The organism is Streptomyces sp. NPDC020801, from assembly GCF_044334385.1.
Classification (GTDB): Bacteria; Actinomycetota; Actinomycetes; order Streptomycetales; family Streptomycetaceae; genus Streptomyces.
In genome coordinates this window covers 31,948-47,251 of sequence record NZ_JBIRST010000031.1, presented here as the reverse complement: position 1 = coordinate 47,251, position 15,304 = coordinate 31,948, and the positions used below count along the sequence as shown (strand labels likewise).

The following is a 15,304-nucleotide window of genomic DNA, read 5'->3' as shown; positions in this document are numbered from 1 at the left end:
GATGGCGCGAGAGCGCTTCAAACCCGCCTTCGACCCCGACTGCGGGGACGAGCCCCTCACCTCCATCCGCCCGGACATCGTCATCGGCCGCTGGCAGGGACTGCGAGACCTGCTGCGGGCCACGGGCACCGACTGGCTCTCCCGAGGCCACCGGATACGGCTGCTTGCGCAGGCATGCGCGAACACTTCCACAGTCGAGTCCTGGCTGGCCGCCGAGCCCCGCAACGCCGACGCCCTGGTGTTGCGCGCCGCGACTGAGACGGCCAGGGCTTTCAACGTGGCCATCACCACTGGCCGAGGCATCCCGATCGACCACAACCGCATCGACGCCGCGTTCGCCGCTTGCCGACACGCCGCGACGGCATATCCCGAAGACCCCACACCGTGGATCTCTCTCATCTGCGTCGCACGGCTGTATACCGGCGGAGTGCGCAGCCAAGAACTCGAACGTTGGTGGCACATGCTGCGCGAGCGTGATCCGTACAACGTTGAAGGCCACCTCCAAATGCTCCACTACTTCTCCCTGCGCTGGCACGGCACGCACGGCCAGATGTACGACTTCGCCAGCGAGGCCGCGAGTATCGCCCCGCCCGGTTCCGCACTGCCGGTCCTGTTGCAGTACGCCCGCGTTGAGCAGTACCGCTTCATCACGGAGAGGGAGGCGCGGGGGGAACGGTGCGCCCCCATGGGGATCAGCCTGTACTGGAACAACGAGGGTGCAGCTTACGACGTGGAGCGCACCTGGTGGCGCTGGATGGGCGCACGGCAGGTCGGCCGTGTTCCACCCGGCGAGCTGAGGGATCTGAACTACCTTGCCCATGCCGCGTGCTGCGCGGGACAGAGGCACATCGCCGGCCTCATCTTCCGGCTGCTCGGCCGCCGCGTCACCAGGGCGCCGTGGTGCTACACCGGAGATCCCGAGAAGCAGTTCGTGCAGTGGCGCCGAAGACTGTCGCAGCGGGGGTGGGGCATGGGGGGCTAGCCGCACACGGGAACGTGCGGTGCTGTGAGGGACCCGCACGGACCACATCTCTCAAGGGGCGCCGCCGCTGCGGTGCCCGGTGAAAAGTGTTCTCCCTGTCTGCCGTCACCGTCGGCCCACGACCGCCGCACAGTCCACGACCCGCATCTGCGGCAGGCCGAGCAGTGTGCGGTGGCGCCGGGGGCCGGCGTCACCGAGGAACTCAATCGCGCCCCCCACACCGTCGGCAATCGTGTCGCGGTCGGCCGCCTTGGTGACAGATGTCCGCGAGCAACTGCTTGCGGTGGCGGGCAAGGCCCGCCCCTGGCAGACAGCCCGCGACGAGAAGATCACCGACGAAGCGCTTGCCGTGGTGTCGGTCCGACCGTTCCACCTTGAAGGACGTTTATGAGCAGCGCCGAGAACACGCCGCAGCCCGATCCGCAAACCACCGCTCAAAAAAACGTGCTCGGCCTTCAGGCTGCCGAGCAACCCTCCCTGCTGCTCTCCGCCCAGGCCACCGCAACGCCGAGCACACCGACAACCCCCGCGGACGGTGCGGCGCAGCCCGCACAGTTGCCACCTTCTCTCACCGACCGCGGCAATGCCCGCCTGTTCGTCCAGCTCTACCGCGACCAAGTCCGCCATGTCGAAGGGCTGGGCTGGTTCGCCTGGGACGGCTATCGCTGGAAGCGCACCGGCGGCGACAAGGCCGCCCTGTGGGCCGCCGGCGAGATGGCCGAGAACATCCCCGACACCGACCCACGCGGCGTCTACTCCGACCGCGAACTCGCGCACCACAAGAAGAAGACACTCTCCACCACCGGCATGAAGGCCCTGCTCACCCAGGCCAAGGCATCACCCGAACTGTCCATCGACCCCGACACCCTCGACGGCGACCCCTACGCCTTGTGCACTCCCGCCGGCGTCGTCGACCTGCACACGGGCCGGCTCCGCAAACCTGATCCCCTGCGGGACTCCCATTCCCGTGCCACCGCCGTCGCTCCCCAGCAGATGGACACCCCTCGCTGGAACCGCTTCCTGGCCGACACCTTCGGCGAAGATGCCGAAGGCCGGGAGATGATCGACTTCTTGCACCTGTTGCTTGGCTACTCCATCACGGGCGATGTCGGAGCCCAGGTGCTGCCCTTCCTCCACGGCGAGGGCAAGAACGGCAAGTCCGTCCTCCTCGACACCATGATCCAGGTCCTGGGAGAATACGCGGACGCGGCCCCGCCCGGCCTCCTCATGGACCGTGGCGCCTTTTCGGAACACTCGACCGAGCTCACCGAACTCCGTGGCCGCCGCCTGGTCGTGTGCAGCGAGCTGAAGCCCAACGACAGGTTCGACGAGACCCGCGTCCGCCTTCTGACCGGAGGCGACAAGATCAAAGCACGCCGGATGGGGAAGGACTACTTCTCCTTCACGCCGACCCACCACTTGTGGCTGCTGGGCAACCACCGTCCGGAGGCCTCAACCGGCGGATTCGCCTTCTGGGGCCGCATCCGCCTGCTGTCCTTCACCCGCATCGTCCCCGCCGAACGCCGCATCGACAACCTTGCCTCTGAGCTCGTCCTCGACGAAGGGCCCGGAATCCTGCAATGGCTCATCGACGGCGCCCGCCGCTACCTCGCCACCCGCGACCCCCTGGAGGGCCCCGACCGGGTCCGCATGGCCACCACCGCCTACGCCGACACCGAAGACGACATCGGCCGCTTCCTCGCCGAACGCTGCACCCGCGAAACCGGCAGATCCACCGACCTGCGCGTCGAACAGGCCCTGCTCTACGCCCAGTACACCACTTGGTGCAACGCCGGCGAAGGTGTCCACGCTGCCACCCCGCGCGCCTTCGCCACCCGTGTCCGTCAGGAACTCAATCTCGGCTCGGCGGCCGACATGATCAAATCCAACGGCCGCAAGTACTACCCCGGCCTCGCCCTGCTGGAAGCCGAATGAGCACGCCGTATCCATGCGGCGCCACACAGCCCGGGCTGGCCGACCGTCCGGCGTACAGGCGGCCGAGAGACCCAGTGGCCCCCGGCACGTGGCCTCGACGGGACGGCGCTGCCGGTCTTCGGCCGGGACGAGGACGCCACGCCGCCGTGCTGTGAGACCCCTCTCGTCGAGGGCGTCCCCACCCACCGGTTCCTGCCGGGGCCCGCGGGGCCGGACCGCCGGCGAACAGCCGCTCGACGACCTGATCGTGCAGGCCGCGGGCGGCCGGTCGAGGGTCAGGTCGGGTTCAGCGGAGTGATGCCGGTGCCCGCGTACAGCTCGGGTTCCAACGACAGGACGGTGAGCGGCTCACCCTCCCTCACCGCCTGCCAGGCGATCGCTGCGGCGTGCGCCACCGGCCAGTCGACGTTCGTCCAGTCCATGGCATCCACGGCGTGCGCCGCGGTGAACGGCACGTTCTCCGCGAACCGCAGGGACGCGGCGTGCTTGCCCGCACCGGCGACCTGCCGCTCGGCGGCCACCATGGACAGCGAGGGGATGACGACCCGGCCGGTGCCACGGGAGGCCTCGATGTAGAGGCCGGTGAAGAAGTGATCCGCACGGAACAGGGCGGCCAGAGCGGTGTGGTCCAGGACGGCCGTCAGGTTCATGCGGCGGCGCCGCCCTGATGGGCGCGGATCTTCGCCCAGGCGTCCTGGCCGGCCCGCTGGACCTGCTCGGTGTACTCCACGCCGAGCTCCCGGGCAGCCTCCCGGGCGCGCTGCTCCCGCTCGGCAACCGTGAGCTCGCGAGTGGCGAGGTCCTCCAGCAGCTCCGTGATGGTGGTGCCGCGCTCCTCCGCGAGGGTGCGCAGCCGGTTACGCACTTCCTCGCTGGTCTTGATGCTCGTCGGCTTGCTCATGGTGACGATTCTACCGCCGGTAGACATGGTGAGGGGATCACGTCTTCGAACACGCGCCCGGCCCGGCCGCCGGCCCACCGCGGGCAGCTCACTGGATGGCGGGACTGCCGTGGCCGGGCGGACCTCGCAGGTGCTCTCCCCTGCAGGCCGGCGATGATGTGCCGGCGGCCCGCCACCGGCAGCTCGAGGCCGAGGACGCCGACGACGAGGTCATGCCGGTGCGGGGGCCGGGAGGTCCTGTTCCGTCCAGATGATTTTTCCCTCTGCCGTGTAGCGGGTGCCCCAGCGGCGGGTGAGCTGGGCGACGAGCAAGAGACCGCGACCTCCTTCCTCGGTGGCGCGGGCGTGGTGCAGATGCGGTGAGGTGTTGCTGGTGTCGAAGACCTCGCAGGTCAGGTTGGCTTGCCGGATGAGACGCAGACGGATCGGGCCGGCACCGTAGCGGATGGCATTGGTGACCAACTCGCTGACGGTCAGTTCCGTTGTCATCGCCAGATCGTCCAGGCGCCACTGGGCGAGTTGGTGGACCGAAAGAGACCGGGCGTGGGTGACGACCGCCGGGTCGGAAGGCAAGTCCCACGAGACGACCTGATGGGCACTGAGCACATGGGTACGGGCGAGAAGCAGTGCGGCGTCGTCGGAGGGCTGGCTGACGAAGAGGTGATCGACCGCTGCCCCGCACAGCTCGTCGAGCGGGAGGCTGGGCTGCGCGAGGACAGCACTCAAACGGGACAGAGCGGCGTCGTCCTTGTCATAGTTCTCGATCAGGCCGTCGGTGTAGAGCACGATCAGGCTTTCCTCGGGCATCTCCACTTCGGTGGAGTCCAAGGGCAGCCCTCCCAGTCCCAGCGGCGGGCCCGCGGGCAGATCGAGGAAGGTCACGGTGCCGTCCGGGGTGACCATGGCGGGCGGGGGGTGCCCGGCCCGGGCCATGGTGCACCGCCGCGTGACCGCGTCGTAGACGGCGTACAGGCAGGTGGCTCCTTGAACGGCCGCAGAACGCCGCGTTGCCGGCGGCGCCGGTGGCCTTGTGGGGAGCCGGTCGGGTCCTCCGGCGCAGCCGGTACAGGCGCACAGTGGATGGCACGGCACCACGTCTTTTCGCCCGACGGCTCGCGGTTCAGTCGGGGGCGGTCGTCTGCCTGGCCGCCACCAGTCCCGACTCGTAGGCCGCGATGACGGCCTGCGCCCGGTCCCGGACGCCGAGCTTGTCGAAGATGTTGGTGATGTAGTTCTTGACGGTGGAGACACTGATCTCCATAACGCTCCCGATCTCGTTGTTGTCCAGGCCCGTGGCCAGCAGGTGCCAGACCTCCACCTCGCGCGGGGTGAGACTCATGGTGCTTCCGGTGGCGGGCCACCGACGACTCGGGGGCGCGACCTGCTCGGTCCTGACATAGGCGGAGATCAGCCGGGTCAGCAGTCTGGGCGCGACGGCGGCCTCGCCCGCATGAACGGTGCGGATCGCGGCCACCAGGTCCTCGGGCGAGCTGTCCTTGGGCAGGAAGCCGTACGCGCCGGCGCGTAGGACGGCGACCACATACTCGTCCATGTCGAAGGTGCTGAGGGCGAGCACCCGGCACTCGGGCAGATCACGGGCCAGTCGCTCGGTGGCGGTCACGCCGTCGAGGACGGGCATCCGGATGTCCATCACCACGACGTCGGGGCGGTGCTCACGGGCGAGTGTGAGAGCCTGCTCGCCGTTCTCGGCCTCGGCAACAACGGTGATGGCCGGGGCGGGCCCGAGGATGAGGGCCAGCCCGCGCCGCACGAGCGGCTGGTCGTCCGCGATCAGGACGCGGATCGTCCGGCCGCCCACGTCCCGCACGGGCTCGTCGACGGCATCCGTTCCGGTCACTGGTCAGCTCTCCTCAATCCTGGCCCGTCGGAGCTTCCAGCGGCAGGCTCGCCGCGACCCGGAAGCCGGCTTCGGGCAGCGGGCCGACCCTCAGCGTGCCACCGTGCAGGGCGACCCGTTCACGCATGCCAGTCAGACCGTATCCGACGCGGAAACCGATGCCGGAGGCCGGAGGCAGTTCCGCGCCGTACGCCGCGCCCTGGTCGGTGACCGACACGCGGACGCGGTCCGGCAGGCAAGTGAGGCACACCTGCACGGGGACATCTGGGCCGGCGTGCTTGCGGGCATTGGTCAGCGCCTCCTGGACGATCCGATAGACGGTGAGACCGACCACCGGGGGGAGCCGCGCAGGATCGCCGTCCACGGTCAGCTCGGCCGGCTGTCCGGCCTGCCGGGACTCCTTGATCAGGCGCTCGAGGTCGGCAGGGCCGGGCTGCGGCGCCTCCGGGGCGCCGTACCGGTCGACCGCCGTGTCCTCGTGGGTACGCAGCACGTCGAGAAGCTGTCGCATCTCGCGCAGGGCCAGCCGTCCCGACTCCTCCAGGGTGACCAGGGCGTCATGGACGACACCGGGGTCGTGGTGGAGGTTGGCGCGGGCGCCGCCCGCCATTAGCTGCATGGTGGTGATGCGATGGGTGACGACGTCGTGCAGCTCCCGGGCGATGCGGCGGCGTTCCTCGGCCACCGCCCGGTCGGCAAGGAGCCGGCGGTTGGCCTCCGTCTGCTGCTGCCACCGGTTGACCGCCAGTCCGGTGGCGGCGATGAGGCAGGCGGCGAGGCAGGCGCTGGTGACATCCAGGAACCTGGGCGGGGCGGCGAGGTCCGGAGCGAGCAGGGCGACGCCGATCGCCCCCGTGGTCAGGGCAGCCGTCGCCCACGGCCGGCCGGTTCGGGCAGCCGAGTAGAGCGCGACCGCCAGGGTGGCGCCGAAGTGCTGGTCCATGGGCACCGTCAGGTTCGCCAGCGCGACAAGCACCAGGCTGACGGCCATGACGGTGAGCGGGAAACGGCGCCGCACGAGCAGCGGCAGTGCGGACACGGTCAGCAGCAGCACGCCGACACTTGACACGGGTACGGCTCCGACTTGTGCAAACGTGGTGTATCCGACGAGGTCCACGGCCGCCGCGCCCACGGTCAGCAGGGCATCGTTGCGGGTCCACGGCAGGGCATCGCCGTCCGGCGGGAAGAAGCGCCCGCGCAGTCCCTTGCCCTGCGGCAGGGCCTCGCGAGGCGTCGCCATGGTGGACCTCTCTTCGTTGGGTGCCGGACATCTGCCCGGTGTCCGCGTCTGCTTGCGCCATTGTCCCTGTGTGCTGGAGCCCCCGACTCAACCCCAGGGCCGAGTTCGGACCAGGACCAGGGTCCCGGTCCAGCGGACGGCCGGCCCCTGGGGCCCATACGGCTTCTCGTCCCGTGCTCGGACGATCGCCGCGAAATCCGGTGATGTGCTGGAAGGACATTGTCCGAGATCGCTTTGGAACGGGAGCGCCCGTGATTCGCGCCCTGACCGGATTCTCCACGAGGAATCCATGGAAAGTCATCACCTTCTGGGTGCTGCTGGGAATAGGACTGACCATTTTGGGTCAGGCACTGATGTACCGGGTCACCGAGAGCCAACTCGGCGACTTCCTGCCCGAGAAGTACGACTCGGCGGCAGCACTGAAGGTCGCCGAGGACAAGTTCGGGATCAAGAAGGACGCAAACGTGGTGATCATGCTGGTGAAGCGGGCCGACGGAAAACCGCTCGGCGTGGCCGACCAGCGGCGGGCGGAGGCGGACGCAGCGGCGCTCGGCAGACAGCGGGTGACGATGCCGAAGGCCGAGGACACCCCCGGATTCCTGGCGAACGACTATTCCCAGACGCCGAAGGTGACCCCCGGCACGGTAGCCCCACACCGCGATTTCTTCCTCTTTTCCGTCTCCCTTACCGGTAATTCGGCCGACCCCGGCCTGCAGAACGTCTTCAAGGAATTCCGGAACACTGCTGCCAGCAGGTATGGGCAGGACGGACTCCGCACCGGATTCGCCGGCGGCCTGGCCGACCTCGTGGACAGCCAGGAGACGGAGAAGACCACGAGCACGGTGGCCGGGGCACTCACCATCGGTCTGATCGTGCTCCTGAACGTGCTGGTCTTCCGCAGCGTCATGGCGGCGCTGCTGCCGCTGCTGGCCGTCAGCCTCGTCGGCGGGGCCGCTGCGGGTGCGGTGGTCGGCGCCGCACTGCTTACCGGAATCAGACTGGACCCGAGCACACCGCAACTGATCAGCGTAGTGCTGCTCGGCATCGGGATCGACTACTTTCTGTTCCTGCTGTTCCGCTTCCGTGAACGGCTGCGCGAACAGCCCGAGCGCGACGCCCGCGAGATCGCGGGCGAGGTGACGGACCGGGTGGGCTCCGCGATCTCCTCGGCGGCGCTCACCATCGTCGCTGCCTTCGCCACCCTCGGTGTCGCCAGCTTCGGGCAGTTCCGGGTGCTCGGCCCGGCCGTCGCGATCTCGGTCATGGTGATGCTGGTGGCCAGTCTCACCTTCATGCCCGCCCTGCTGGCGGTCACCGGTCGCTCGATGTTCTGGCCCTCCAGCACACTGCAGCGCGCGCCGCGCGAGGGTTCGGCCGGACGCTTCGGCAACACCGTCGCCCGGCGACCGCTCGCCGTCACGATCGGCGCCGTCGTCCTGCTGGGAGCGCTGGCCGCAGGAATGGCCGACATGAAAATGGACTACAGCACCGGCAGCGGCAGCAGCCGCACACCGGCAGCAGCCACCGCCGCGGAGATCTCCCACGCCTTGCCCATGGGGGTGTCCGACCCGACCGACGTCTACGTCACCAGCGGTGACCGCGGCACCCTCGACCGGCACGGGGTCGACGCCCTGGTCAAGGCGCTCAGCCGCACGCAGGGCGTGGGCCAGGTGAGCCCGGTCGTCTATGACACGGCAGGCGACGCCGCCCGGATCGGCCTCTACCTGACCGCCGACCCACAGAGCCAGAAAGCACGCGATCTGGTGTCCGGGCCGGTGCGGGCGACCGTCGCACGGCACACACCCGCGGGCGCCGAGGCCCACGTCGGCGGCACGGCGGCGATCTTCGCGGACATCTCCACCGCCGTCTCCCAGGACTTGGAGCTGGTCTTTCCCGTGGCCGCCGCGTTGATCGCGCTGATCCTGCTCCTCCTGCTGCGTAGCGTGCTGGCACCGTTGGTGCTCATGATCTCCGTCGGGCTCGGCTTCGCCGCCACGCTCGGCGCCTCCGCCCTGCTGTTCCAGCATCTGCGCGGCGAAGCGGGCGTCAGCTTCACCCTGCCGCTGGTGCTGTTTCTGTTCGTGGTCGCTCTGGGCACGGACTACAACATCCTGATGAGCGACCGTGTCAGGGAGGAGATGCAGCGACCGGGCCCGGCCCGCTCGGCCGTGGCCCGTGCCGTACGGCACACTGCACCGGCTGTCGCCACCGCCGGACTGGTGCTGGCCGGTTCCTTCGGCAGCCTGGCGGTGAACCCGGACCCGTCCACCCAGCAGATCGGCTCAGCGACGGCCCTCGGCATCCTGCTGTCGGCGTTCGTTCTGTCCTCCGCGCTGGTGCCGGCACTCGCCGCGCTGCTCGGCCGCGCCCTGTGGTGGCCCGTCCGGCCGCGCCGCAGGACGACGCAGCCCGTGCCGTACGGGCCTCGGCGGCAGCCCGGCGATCCGGGCCCCGTCCCGCTCCCCTACGACCGCATCGACATGAACTGACCGACACGGGCCGCTGCCTTCGCGCTCCCGCACGGCCATCACCGCAAGGAAGGCGCGCGCGACAGCGGGAAGCATGATGTGCCGGTACCAGTCCCGTCACCATATCCGGCGCGGCCGCCAGGTCATCGGCGGTGGCACCAGCGGATCACACAGGTCGACGGGGGTCGTGACGTCGGCGATGACCGTCCGGCCGGACAGTCACGCACGCAGCGGGCATCACGTGCCTTCTGACAAGGCGGGTGGCCACCCGAAGAGCTCAGCGGCTACTCGCAGCGCGCGACAAATCGGCCGCGAGCATCCCGTTTCTCCTCAAGCAACCATGCGTAAGTTGATTGAAGGCAAGAACACATGGCTACTCACATGAAGCGCATCAGCCGTCGGCGACTGTCGGCGATCGCGGCGATCGCGGCAGGGACGCTCCTCGCCCCCGTCGCTGTCCAGGCGGCCACCGTCGGCAAGGCCCACACGGCGGCCGGAGGAAAGCAGAATCCAGTCCGTGGTCTGGAGCAGGCGGCCCACCCGCTGCGCGCGACCGAGCCCGGTGGAAACACGGCCGACTTGCAAGCCCTGTCCGCAATGGTCGGCGACGCCAAGGTCGTCGGCCTCGGCGAGGCCACCCACGGTTCCCACGAGTTCTTCACTATGAAGGAGCGGGTCTTCCGGCACTTCGTCGAAAAGAAGGGCTTCACCACCTTCGCCCTGGAAGTGAGCTGGTCCGCCGGACTCCAGATCGACGACTACCTCCAAACCGGCAAGGGCGATGCCCGCGAGATCGCTGCGCAGGCGCTGGCCAACTCACCCTGGGAGCGCGATGAATTCGTCAGCCTCATCAAGTGGATGCGCAACTACAACCGCAACCACCCGGACCGTCCGGTGCACTTCATGGGTGATGACATAGGCGCCCCCTCGTTGAATGAAGCGTTCTTCGGACGCGTGACAGGCTATGCGGAGAAGAACCACCCGAAGCTGCTGCCGCGGCTCAACGAGCTCTACACCGGTCTGAGGCCCATCGACGACGCCTTCGCCTACCTGGCCAAGCCGCTCGCGGAGCGCCAGCAGCTCGCCACTAAGGCGCAGCAGGCCCTGGAGCTGGTCAGCAGCCAGAAGGGCTCCGGAGGAGACGTCTTCGACTGGGCCGAGCAGAACGCCCGCTCAATCGCCGAGACCGCCAAGTTCCTCACCTTGAACCCCGCCGACCGGAATTCCCTGAACAGTCTTCAGCGCTTCCGCGACGAGGTGATGGCCCGGAACGTCACATGGTGGCAGAAGCACACGGGTGACAAGATCCTGGTGTCCGCGCAGAACAACCATGTCGGCTACGTATCTGACAACCCCGAAATTTACTCCAAGACGCAGGGATCGTTCCTGCGCGACGCCATGGGAAAGAACTACTTGCCCATCGGCTTCACCTTCAATCAGGGCTCTTTCCTGTCCAAGGACACCGCCCTCGGCGGCGACTGGCGTAAGTTCACCGTAAGTGCTGCCGAACCCGGAAGGAATGAGTACACCCTCGACCGCGTCCGCTACCGGGACTTCTACCTCGACGTCCGCAAGGCGTCAGCTGCCGCGCGCGCCTGGCTGAGCGTCGCCAGGCCCACCCTCAACATCGGCACGCAATTCCCCGAGAAGACCCGCGACATCGCGATCGCCAAATCCTTCGATGTGCTCATCCATCTTCACAAGATCCGTGAGGCCGACAAGCTGAAGCCGTGACGACCTCGCCGCGTCAGCCCCAGGTCGCCGCTGCCTGTCGAACACCGGAAAGAAGCTTGGGGCCGCTTGAGGTCCTTCTACCGCGACGTCCTCGGCTTCGAGGTCTGCAGCGACGTCGGGCAGGGCAGGATGCGCTGGATCACGGTCGGCCCGGCCGGTCAGCCGGGCACGTCGATCCTTCTGGCGCCGCCTGCCGCCGATCCCGGCATCACCGAGGACGAGCGCCGCACGATCACCGAGATGATGGCCAAGGGCACCTACGGCTGGATCCTGCTGGCCACCCCGGACCTCAATGCCACGTTCGAGAAGGTGCCGGCCGGTGATACTGAGGTCGTCCAGGAGCCGACCGAGCAGCCGTACGGCGTCCGCGACTGCGCGTTCCGCGACCCCGCGGGCAACCTGGTCCGCATCCAGGAGCTGCGCTGAGTTGTGCGGGTATCGATGCGGCCGTGCGGGCTGACATCGCGACTACCCATAAGGAACGCGGCGGCGCGCGCGGAAGTGCCTGCCCTGCCGGTCGCCCGCCAGGGCCGCGTCCGGGACCGGATCGACAGGGAATACGCGCAGCCGCTGAATGTGGAGGCGCTCGCCCGTATTGTGAGCATGTCCGCCGGGCACCTGAGTCGGCAGTTCCGGGCCGCCTACGGTGAGTAGCCGTACGCGTACCTGATGACGCGTCGCATCGAGCGGGCGACGGCGCTGCTGCGGCGGGGCGACCTCAGCGTCACCGAGGTCTGCTTCGCGGTCGGCTGCGCGTCGCTGGGCACGTTCACCACCCGCTTCACCGAGTTGGTCGGCATGCCGCCCGGGGCCTTCCGGCGCCAGGCGGCGGATGCGGCGGCCGACCATGCCGATGCCTCGGGTACGGCCCGCGATGCGGGGTCGGTGATCAAGGTGGAGGGGATGCCGGCGTGCGTGGCGAAGCAAGTCTCAAGACCGGTCAGGAATCGAGAAGCCCCGGCCGCCGCGCAGCCCCTAGCGTGATGGTCATGGCAACCACCACTTCCACCGCAGCCAACACGTCCCTCGCGTCCGTCACCCTTGAGGTGGCCGACCCCGAGGCCGCCCGTCGCTTCTACAGCGCCTTCGGCGCGGACACGTACATACACCTGCGGGCGTCCGAGGCGCACTCCACCGGATTCCGCGGCTTCACCCTGGCGCTCACGGTGTCCGGGCCGGCCACCGTCGACAGCTTCGTCGGCGCCGCCGTGGACGCCGGCGCCACGGTGCTGAAGCCCGCCGCGAAGTCGCTGTGGGGCTACGGCGGCGTCGTCCAGGCCCCGGACGGGACGATCTGGAAGATCGCGACCTCGGCGAAGAAGGACACCGGCCCCGCCACCCGCGAGATCGACGAGGTTGTCCTGCTGCTCGGCGTCGAGGACGTGAAGGCCACCAAGCAGTTCTACGTCGGCCGGGGCCTGACCGTGGCCAAGAGCTTCGGTGGCAAGTACGCCGAGTTCGCCCCCGGTCAGACCAGCCCCGTCAAGCTGGCGCTGTACAAGCGCCGTGCCCTTGCCAAGGACCTCGGCGTCCCCGCCGACGGCACCGGATCGCACCGCATCGTCCTCGGCAGCACCGCCGACACCTTCACCGACCCGGACGGGTTCGCCTGGGAGGCTGCCGCGTCGCTCGCCCCTACGCCGTCCTGACTCCCGGCCCCCGCACTCCCGCCCGCCTGCCCCTGTACGACAGGAAACTTGCCATGCCGTCCACGAAGTCGCCCGCCGAGGACTCCGGCACGACCATCGAGAAGTACAACGGATTCACCGCCGAGGAGCGGGCCGCGATGAAGGAGCACGCACGCGAGGAGAAGAAGGCGGCGGCGCGGCGCGGTTCGTCCCGGGCTGAGAAGGAGGCGGCGGCGGAGCGGGACGTGCTCACGAAGATCGCCGAGATGCCGGAGGCGGACCGCGTCCTCGCCGAGCGGATCCACGAGATCATCAAGACCACCGCTCCTCGCGCCCAAGCTCTGGTATGGGATGCCCGCGTACGCCAGAGACGGCAAGGTCGTCTGCCACTTCCAGAGCGCGGAGAAGTTCAAGTCGAGGTATGCCACGCTCGGTTTCAGCGACCAGGCGGCACTCGACGACGGCGCCGTGTGGTCGACCGCCTACGCCGTGAGGGAGCTGACCGCTGCCGACGAAGAGCGCATCAGCGCGCTTGTCAAGAAGGCGGTGGGCTGAAGCCGACCGGGGCAGAACCGGCGGCGAAAGTGACCGAGCCGTGGAAGATGTTCGGCCTTGGGGGCCCGGAGTCATCGCAGCTGACTCCGGGCCGCCCTTTCGACTCTACGGCTCGCGCCCTGTGTCCATCGCCTCTCCGCTCACTCCGGCGGCCGTCGGCATCACGCGGCCATCCGTAGCCGCCCGACGGCCTCACTCTCGGATGACCCCATGTCCAGGTGCCAGGTCCCGAAGCGGCGGATCTTGCTGGTGATGTACGGCGTGACGGTAGCGAGGTCCACCGGGTCGACCTCCCAGCCCTCGTCGATGAGCTCGTTGACCTGGCGGACAGGACCGGCCAGTGCTTCGGCCTTCTGCAGGAGCCGGTCCGTGGGGGTGAAGTCCCCCAGCTCGACCGCGAGCGCGGCGCGCACGAACGCGGCGAGCGCGATGCTCCCGTTGTGCACCTCGAAGATGCGCAGCACCCCGTCCGCGTACGCGGCGCGGTGTCGGCACCCGGCCTGCACGCAGTACCCCTCGGCGGCCAGGGCGAGGCGCTTGAAGGCGGCGTTCTTCTCGTCGGTCACCTGGGCAGGACAGCCCAAGTGGTCCAGCGTGATCCGGATGTGGGCGCGCGTCTCGGCCGGGCGGATGGTGAGCCGTCCGCCGCCGGGCGTGACGTAGCGGCCGGGCGTCACCGGGGCGTACGGATGGATCAGCGGCAGATCCGTATCCACCGCGTGCAGGGCGGGCAGTCCGTCGTACTCGAAGTAGGGGCCTGCAATGCCGTTGTGCTCGATTGCCGCTGCGTCTCCCGCAGCGTCCGGCCGACCTCGTCCCGCTCCGGATCGCCGAGCGGGTACGGCACGGCCATCTCGAACGCGGCGGACGGCCCCAGCTGCGCGAGCTGCTGTTCCCACCGGCTCTTGGCGATGGTGATGTGCGCCGTGTCCTGGGCGCTCCCCGGGTACCCGGGCGCCTGTGGCAGGGTCGCGTTGAGGTCGATCTCGAACCGGACGTCGCCGGTGCGGCCCTCCTCGATCGCGTGAACCTGCAACGACGTCAGCGGGAACGACAGGTTCATGCGGTGGACGGTCACCTTCGGGGTGTACGCCAGGTTCGCCGTGGCCCGGGCGAGCCGGGAACGCTGACCCGTCGCCTCGAAGCCGAACAGGTCCGCCTCCAGGGCGAGGATCTTCCCGGCCTCGGTGAAGGGCGACACCCCGACGGCGAGCTGAACGCTCAGCTCGTAGGCACTTTCAGTGACGGTCAACACCATGGGTCGCGATCACACCGGTGGTCCACGCGATCCGCGTGCCGGAGCGGATGGTGCCGCCTGGGGAACTCCTGCTCAGCGCCGCCCACCACGGCACCTGCGGCAAACAGGGCGCACTGAAGAAGGAGACGCCGACCAAGCGGATCGAGTCCTTCGTGGACTGGGCCAACCGCGAAGCCCAGACCTGCGGGCTGCCCGACCAGACCATCCCCGAGGACCCTCACGGTCCGATCAGAATGGGCCGGTTCAGACGGACCTTGGCCTGGCACATCGCACGGCGCCCCGGAGGCCTGATCGCCCTCGCCATCCAGTACGGCCACATGCGCACCGTCTTGGACGCACGCACCTCCAGCGGCTACGGCTCCCGCGGCCGCCGCGGCATTCACGCCATCCTCGACGTCGAAACGGCACTGGCCGCCGCCCACACCGCCGCGCGGTTGCGCGACCGTGCCGCGGCCGGTGAGAAGATCTCCGGTCCCGCCGCCCGCAGGGCCCGTACTGCCGCCGCTCACGCGCCGCGCTTCGAGGGCCCCCTCGTTCCCCGCACCTTCGCGAAGAAGGCCAGCGCCTTCCTCGCCCGGGACGGCATCGTGCCGCTGCGCCGACCACCAATCTGAATGGCTGTCTCCAATGCTGGTGGGCGCCTGGGCACGGCTTGTGATGCCTCAGTGCCCGATCCGCCGGGCGTGGCTCAGGCTCGCAGCATGGACAGGCGGCTGACCAGGGCAGATGGAGAACGAGGGCGGGA

12 protein-coding genes and 4 pseudogenes are annotated in these 15,304 nt (G+C 69.1%); 10 read left to right on the top strand and 6 right to left on the bottom strand.

Going from position 1 to position 15,304, the window contains the following annotated elements; genetic code table 11:
• Position 1 precedes the first annotated feature (1 nt).
• From ACH4UM_RS37580 to ACH4UM_RS37570, 3 genes are all read left to right on the top strand, one after another.
• The gene (locus ACH4UM_RS37580; RefSeq protein WP_398189804.1) at positions 2-982 is read left to right on the top strand and encodes a hypothetical protein; all 981 of its coding nucleotides are present in this window, start codon (positions 2-4) and stop codon (positions 980-982) included.
• A gap of 232 nt (positions 983-1,214) precedes the next feature.
• The gene (locus ACH4UM_RS37575; protein ID WP_398189801.1) at positions 1,215-1,373 is read left to right on the top strand and encodes a hypothetical protein; all 159 of its coding nucleotides are present in this window, start codon (positions 1,215-1,217) and stop codon (positions 1,371-1,373) included.
• Positions 1,370-2,917: a phage/plasmid primase, P4 family gene (locus ACH4UM_RS37570; protein WP_398189798.1), complete on the top strand. Its 1,548-nt coding sequence runs from the start codon at positions 1,370-1,372 to the stop codon at positions 2,915-2,917. The genes ACH4UM_RS37575 and ACH4UM_RS37570 overlap by 4 nt, the downstream gene beginning before the upstream one ends.
• A 275-nt stretch (positions 2,918-3,192) precedes the next feature.
• Here ACH4UM_RS37570 and ACH4UM_RS37565 read toward each other — a convergent pair whose 3' ends face one another.
• The 5 genes and pseudogenes from ACH4UM_RS37565 to ACH4UM_RS37545 form a co-directional block, all read right to left on the bottom strand.
• Entirely contained in the window at positions 3,193-3,567 is a 375-nt protein-coding gene (locus tag ACH4UM_RS37565) for a PIN domain-containing protein (RefSeq protein ID WP_398189795.1), read from the bottom strand.
• A complete protein-coding gene (locus ACH4UM_RS37560) occupies positions 3,564-3,818 on the bottom strand; it encodes a hypothetical protein (protein WP_398189793.1) in 255 nt (84 codons plus the stop codon). Before ACH4UM_RS37560 ends, ACH4UM_RS37565 begins: the two co-directional genes overlap by 4 nt.
• A gap of 210 nt (positions 3,819-4,028) precedes the next feature.
• Positions 4,029-4,817, bottom strand: a pseudogene (locus ACH4UM_RS37555) (SpoIIE family protein phosphatase); the annotation flags it as partial.
• Positions 4,818-4,938: 121 nt separating this feature from the next.
• Positions 4,939-5,676 carry a response regulator gene (locus ACH4UM_RS37550; protein WP_398189790.1) on the bottom strand — a complete coding sequence of 246 codons (738 nt, stop codon included), beginning with the start codon at positions 5,674-5,676 and terminating at the stop codon, positions 4,939-4,941.
• A gap of 13 nt (positions 5,677-5,689) precedes the next feature.
• Positions 5,690-6,916 (bottom strand): sensor histidine kinase, encoded by a 1,227-nt coding sequence (locus tag ACH4UM_RS37545; RefSeq protein ID WP_398189786.1) that lies wholly within the window; start codon positions 6,914-6,916, stop codon positions 5,690-5,692.
• Between the two features lie 251 nt (positions 6,917-7,167).
• Here ACH4UM_RS37545 and ACH4UM_RS37540 point away from each other — a divergent pair, with 251 nt between their 5' ends.
• The 6 genes and pseudogenes from ACH4UM_RS37540 (at position 7,168) to ACH4UM_RS37515 (ending at position 13,301) form a co-directional block, all read left to right on the top strand.
• The gene (locus tag ACH4UM_RS37540; RefSeq protein ID WP_398189783.1) at positions 7,168-9,405 is read left to right on the top strand and encodes an MMPL family transporter; all 2,238 of its coding nucleotides are present in this window, start codon (positions 7,168-7,170) and stop codon (positions 9,403-9,405) included.
• A gap of 360 nt (positions 9,406-9,765) precedes the next feature.
• Positions 9,766-11,118 carry an erythromycin esterase family protein gene (locus ACH4UM_RS37535; RefSeq protein ID WP_398189780.1) on the top strand — a complete coding sequence of 451 codons (1,353 nt, stop codon included), beginning with the start codon at positions 9,766-9,768 and terminating at the stop codon, positions 11,116-11,118.
• 66 nt (positions 11,119-11,184) lie between these two features.
• Positions 11,185-11,544, top strand: coding sequence for a VOC family protein (locus ACH4UM_RS37530; RefSeq protein WP_398189777.1), 360 nt, complete (start codon positions 11,185-11,187; stop codon positions 11,542-11,544).
• A 15-nt stretch (positions 11,545-11,559) separates the two neighbouring features.
• A pseudogene (locus tag ACH4UM_RS37525) lies at positions 11,560-12,102 on the top strand (helix-turn-helix transcriptional regulator).
• Positions 12,102-12,767 carry a glyoxalase gene (locus tag ACH4UM_RS37520; RefSeq protein ID WP_398189775.1) on the top strand — a complete coding sequence of 222 codons (666 nt, stop codon included), beginning with the start codon at positions 12,102-12,104 and terminating at the stop codon, positions 12,765-12,767. Before ACH4UM_RS37525 ends, ACH4UM_RS37520 begins: the two are co-directional and overlap by 1 nt.
• A gap of 53 nt (positions 12,768-12,820) precedes the next feature.
• A pseudogene (locus tag ACH4UM_RS37515) lies at positions 12,821-13,301 on the top strand (iron chaperone).
• A gap of 161 nt (positions 13,302-13,462) precedes the next feature.
• Here the strand turns inward: ACH4UM_RS37515 and ACH4UM_RS37510 are convergent.
• A complete protein-coding gene (locus ACH4UM_RS37510; protein WP_398189773.1) occupies positions 13,463-14,200 on the bottom strand; it encodes a DUF6420 family protein in 738 nt (245 codons plus the stop codon).
• Between the two features lie 346 nt (positions 14,201-14,546).
• Here ACH4UM_RS37510 and ACH4UM_RS37505 point away from each other — a divergent pair.
• Positions 14,547-15,164 (top strand): annotated as a pseudogene (locus ACH4UM_RS37505) (integrase); the annotation flags it as partial.
• Between the last annotated feature and the right edge of the window lie 140 nt (positions 15,165-15,304).

What these genes read in the sequence shown, in the direction of transcription:
- ACH4UM_RS37580 (WP_398189804.1), top strand. Translation starts at nt 2, where the DNA reads ATGGCGCGAGAGCGCTTCAAACCCGCCTTCGACCCCGACTGCGGGGAC.
- ACH4UM_RS37570 (WP_398189798.1), top strand. Translation starts at nt 1,370, where the DNA reads ATGAGCAGCGCCGAGAACACGCCGCAGCCCGATCCGCAAACCACCGCT.
- ACH4UM_RS37565 (WP_398189795.1), bottom strand. Translation starts at nt 3,567, where the DNA reads ATGAACCTGACGGCCGTCCTGGACCACACCGCTCTGGCCGCCCTGTTC.
- ACH4UM_RS37560 (WP_398189793.1), bottom strand. Translation starts at nt 3,818, where the DNA reads ATGAGCAAGCCGACGAGCATCAAGACCAGCGAGGAAGTGCGTAACCGG.
- ACH4UM_RS37545 (WP_398189786.1), bottom strand. Translation starts at nt 6,916, where the DNA reads ATGGCGACGCCTCGCGAGGCCCTGCCGCAGGGCAAGGGACTGCGCGGG.
- ACH4UM_RS37535 (WP_398189780.1), top strand. Translation starts at nt 9,766, where the DNA reads ATGAAGCGCATCAGCCGTCGGCGACTGTCGGCGATCGCGGCGATCGCG.
- ACH4UM_RS37520 (WP_398189775.1), top strand. Translation starts at nt 12,102, where the DNA reads ATGGTCATGGCAACCACCACTTCCACCGCAGCCAACACGTCCCTCGCG.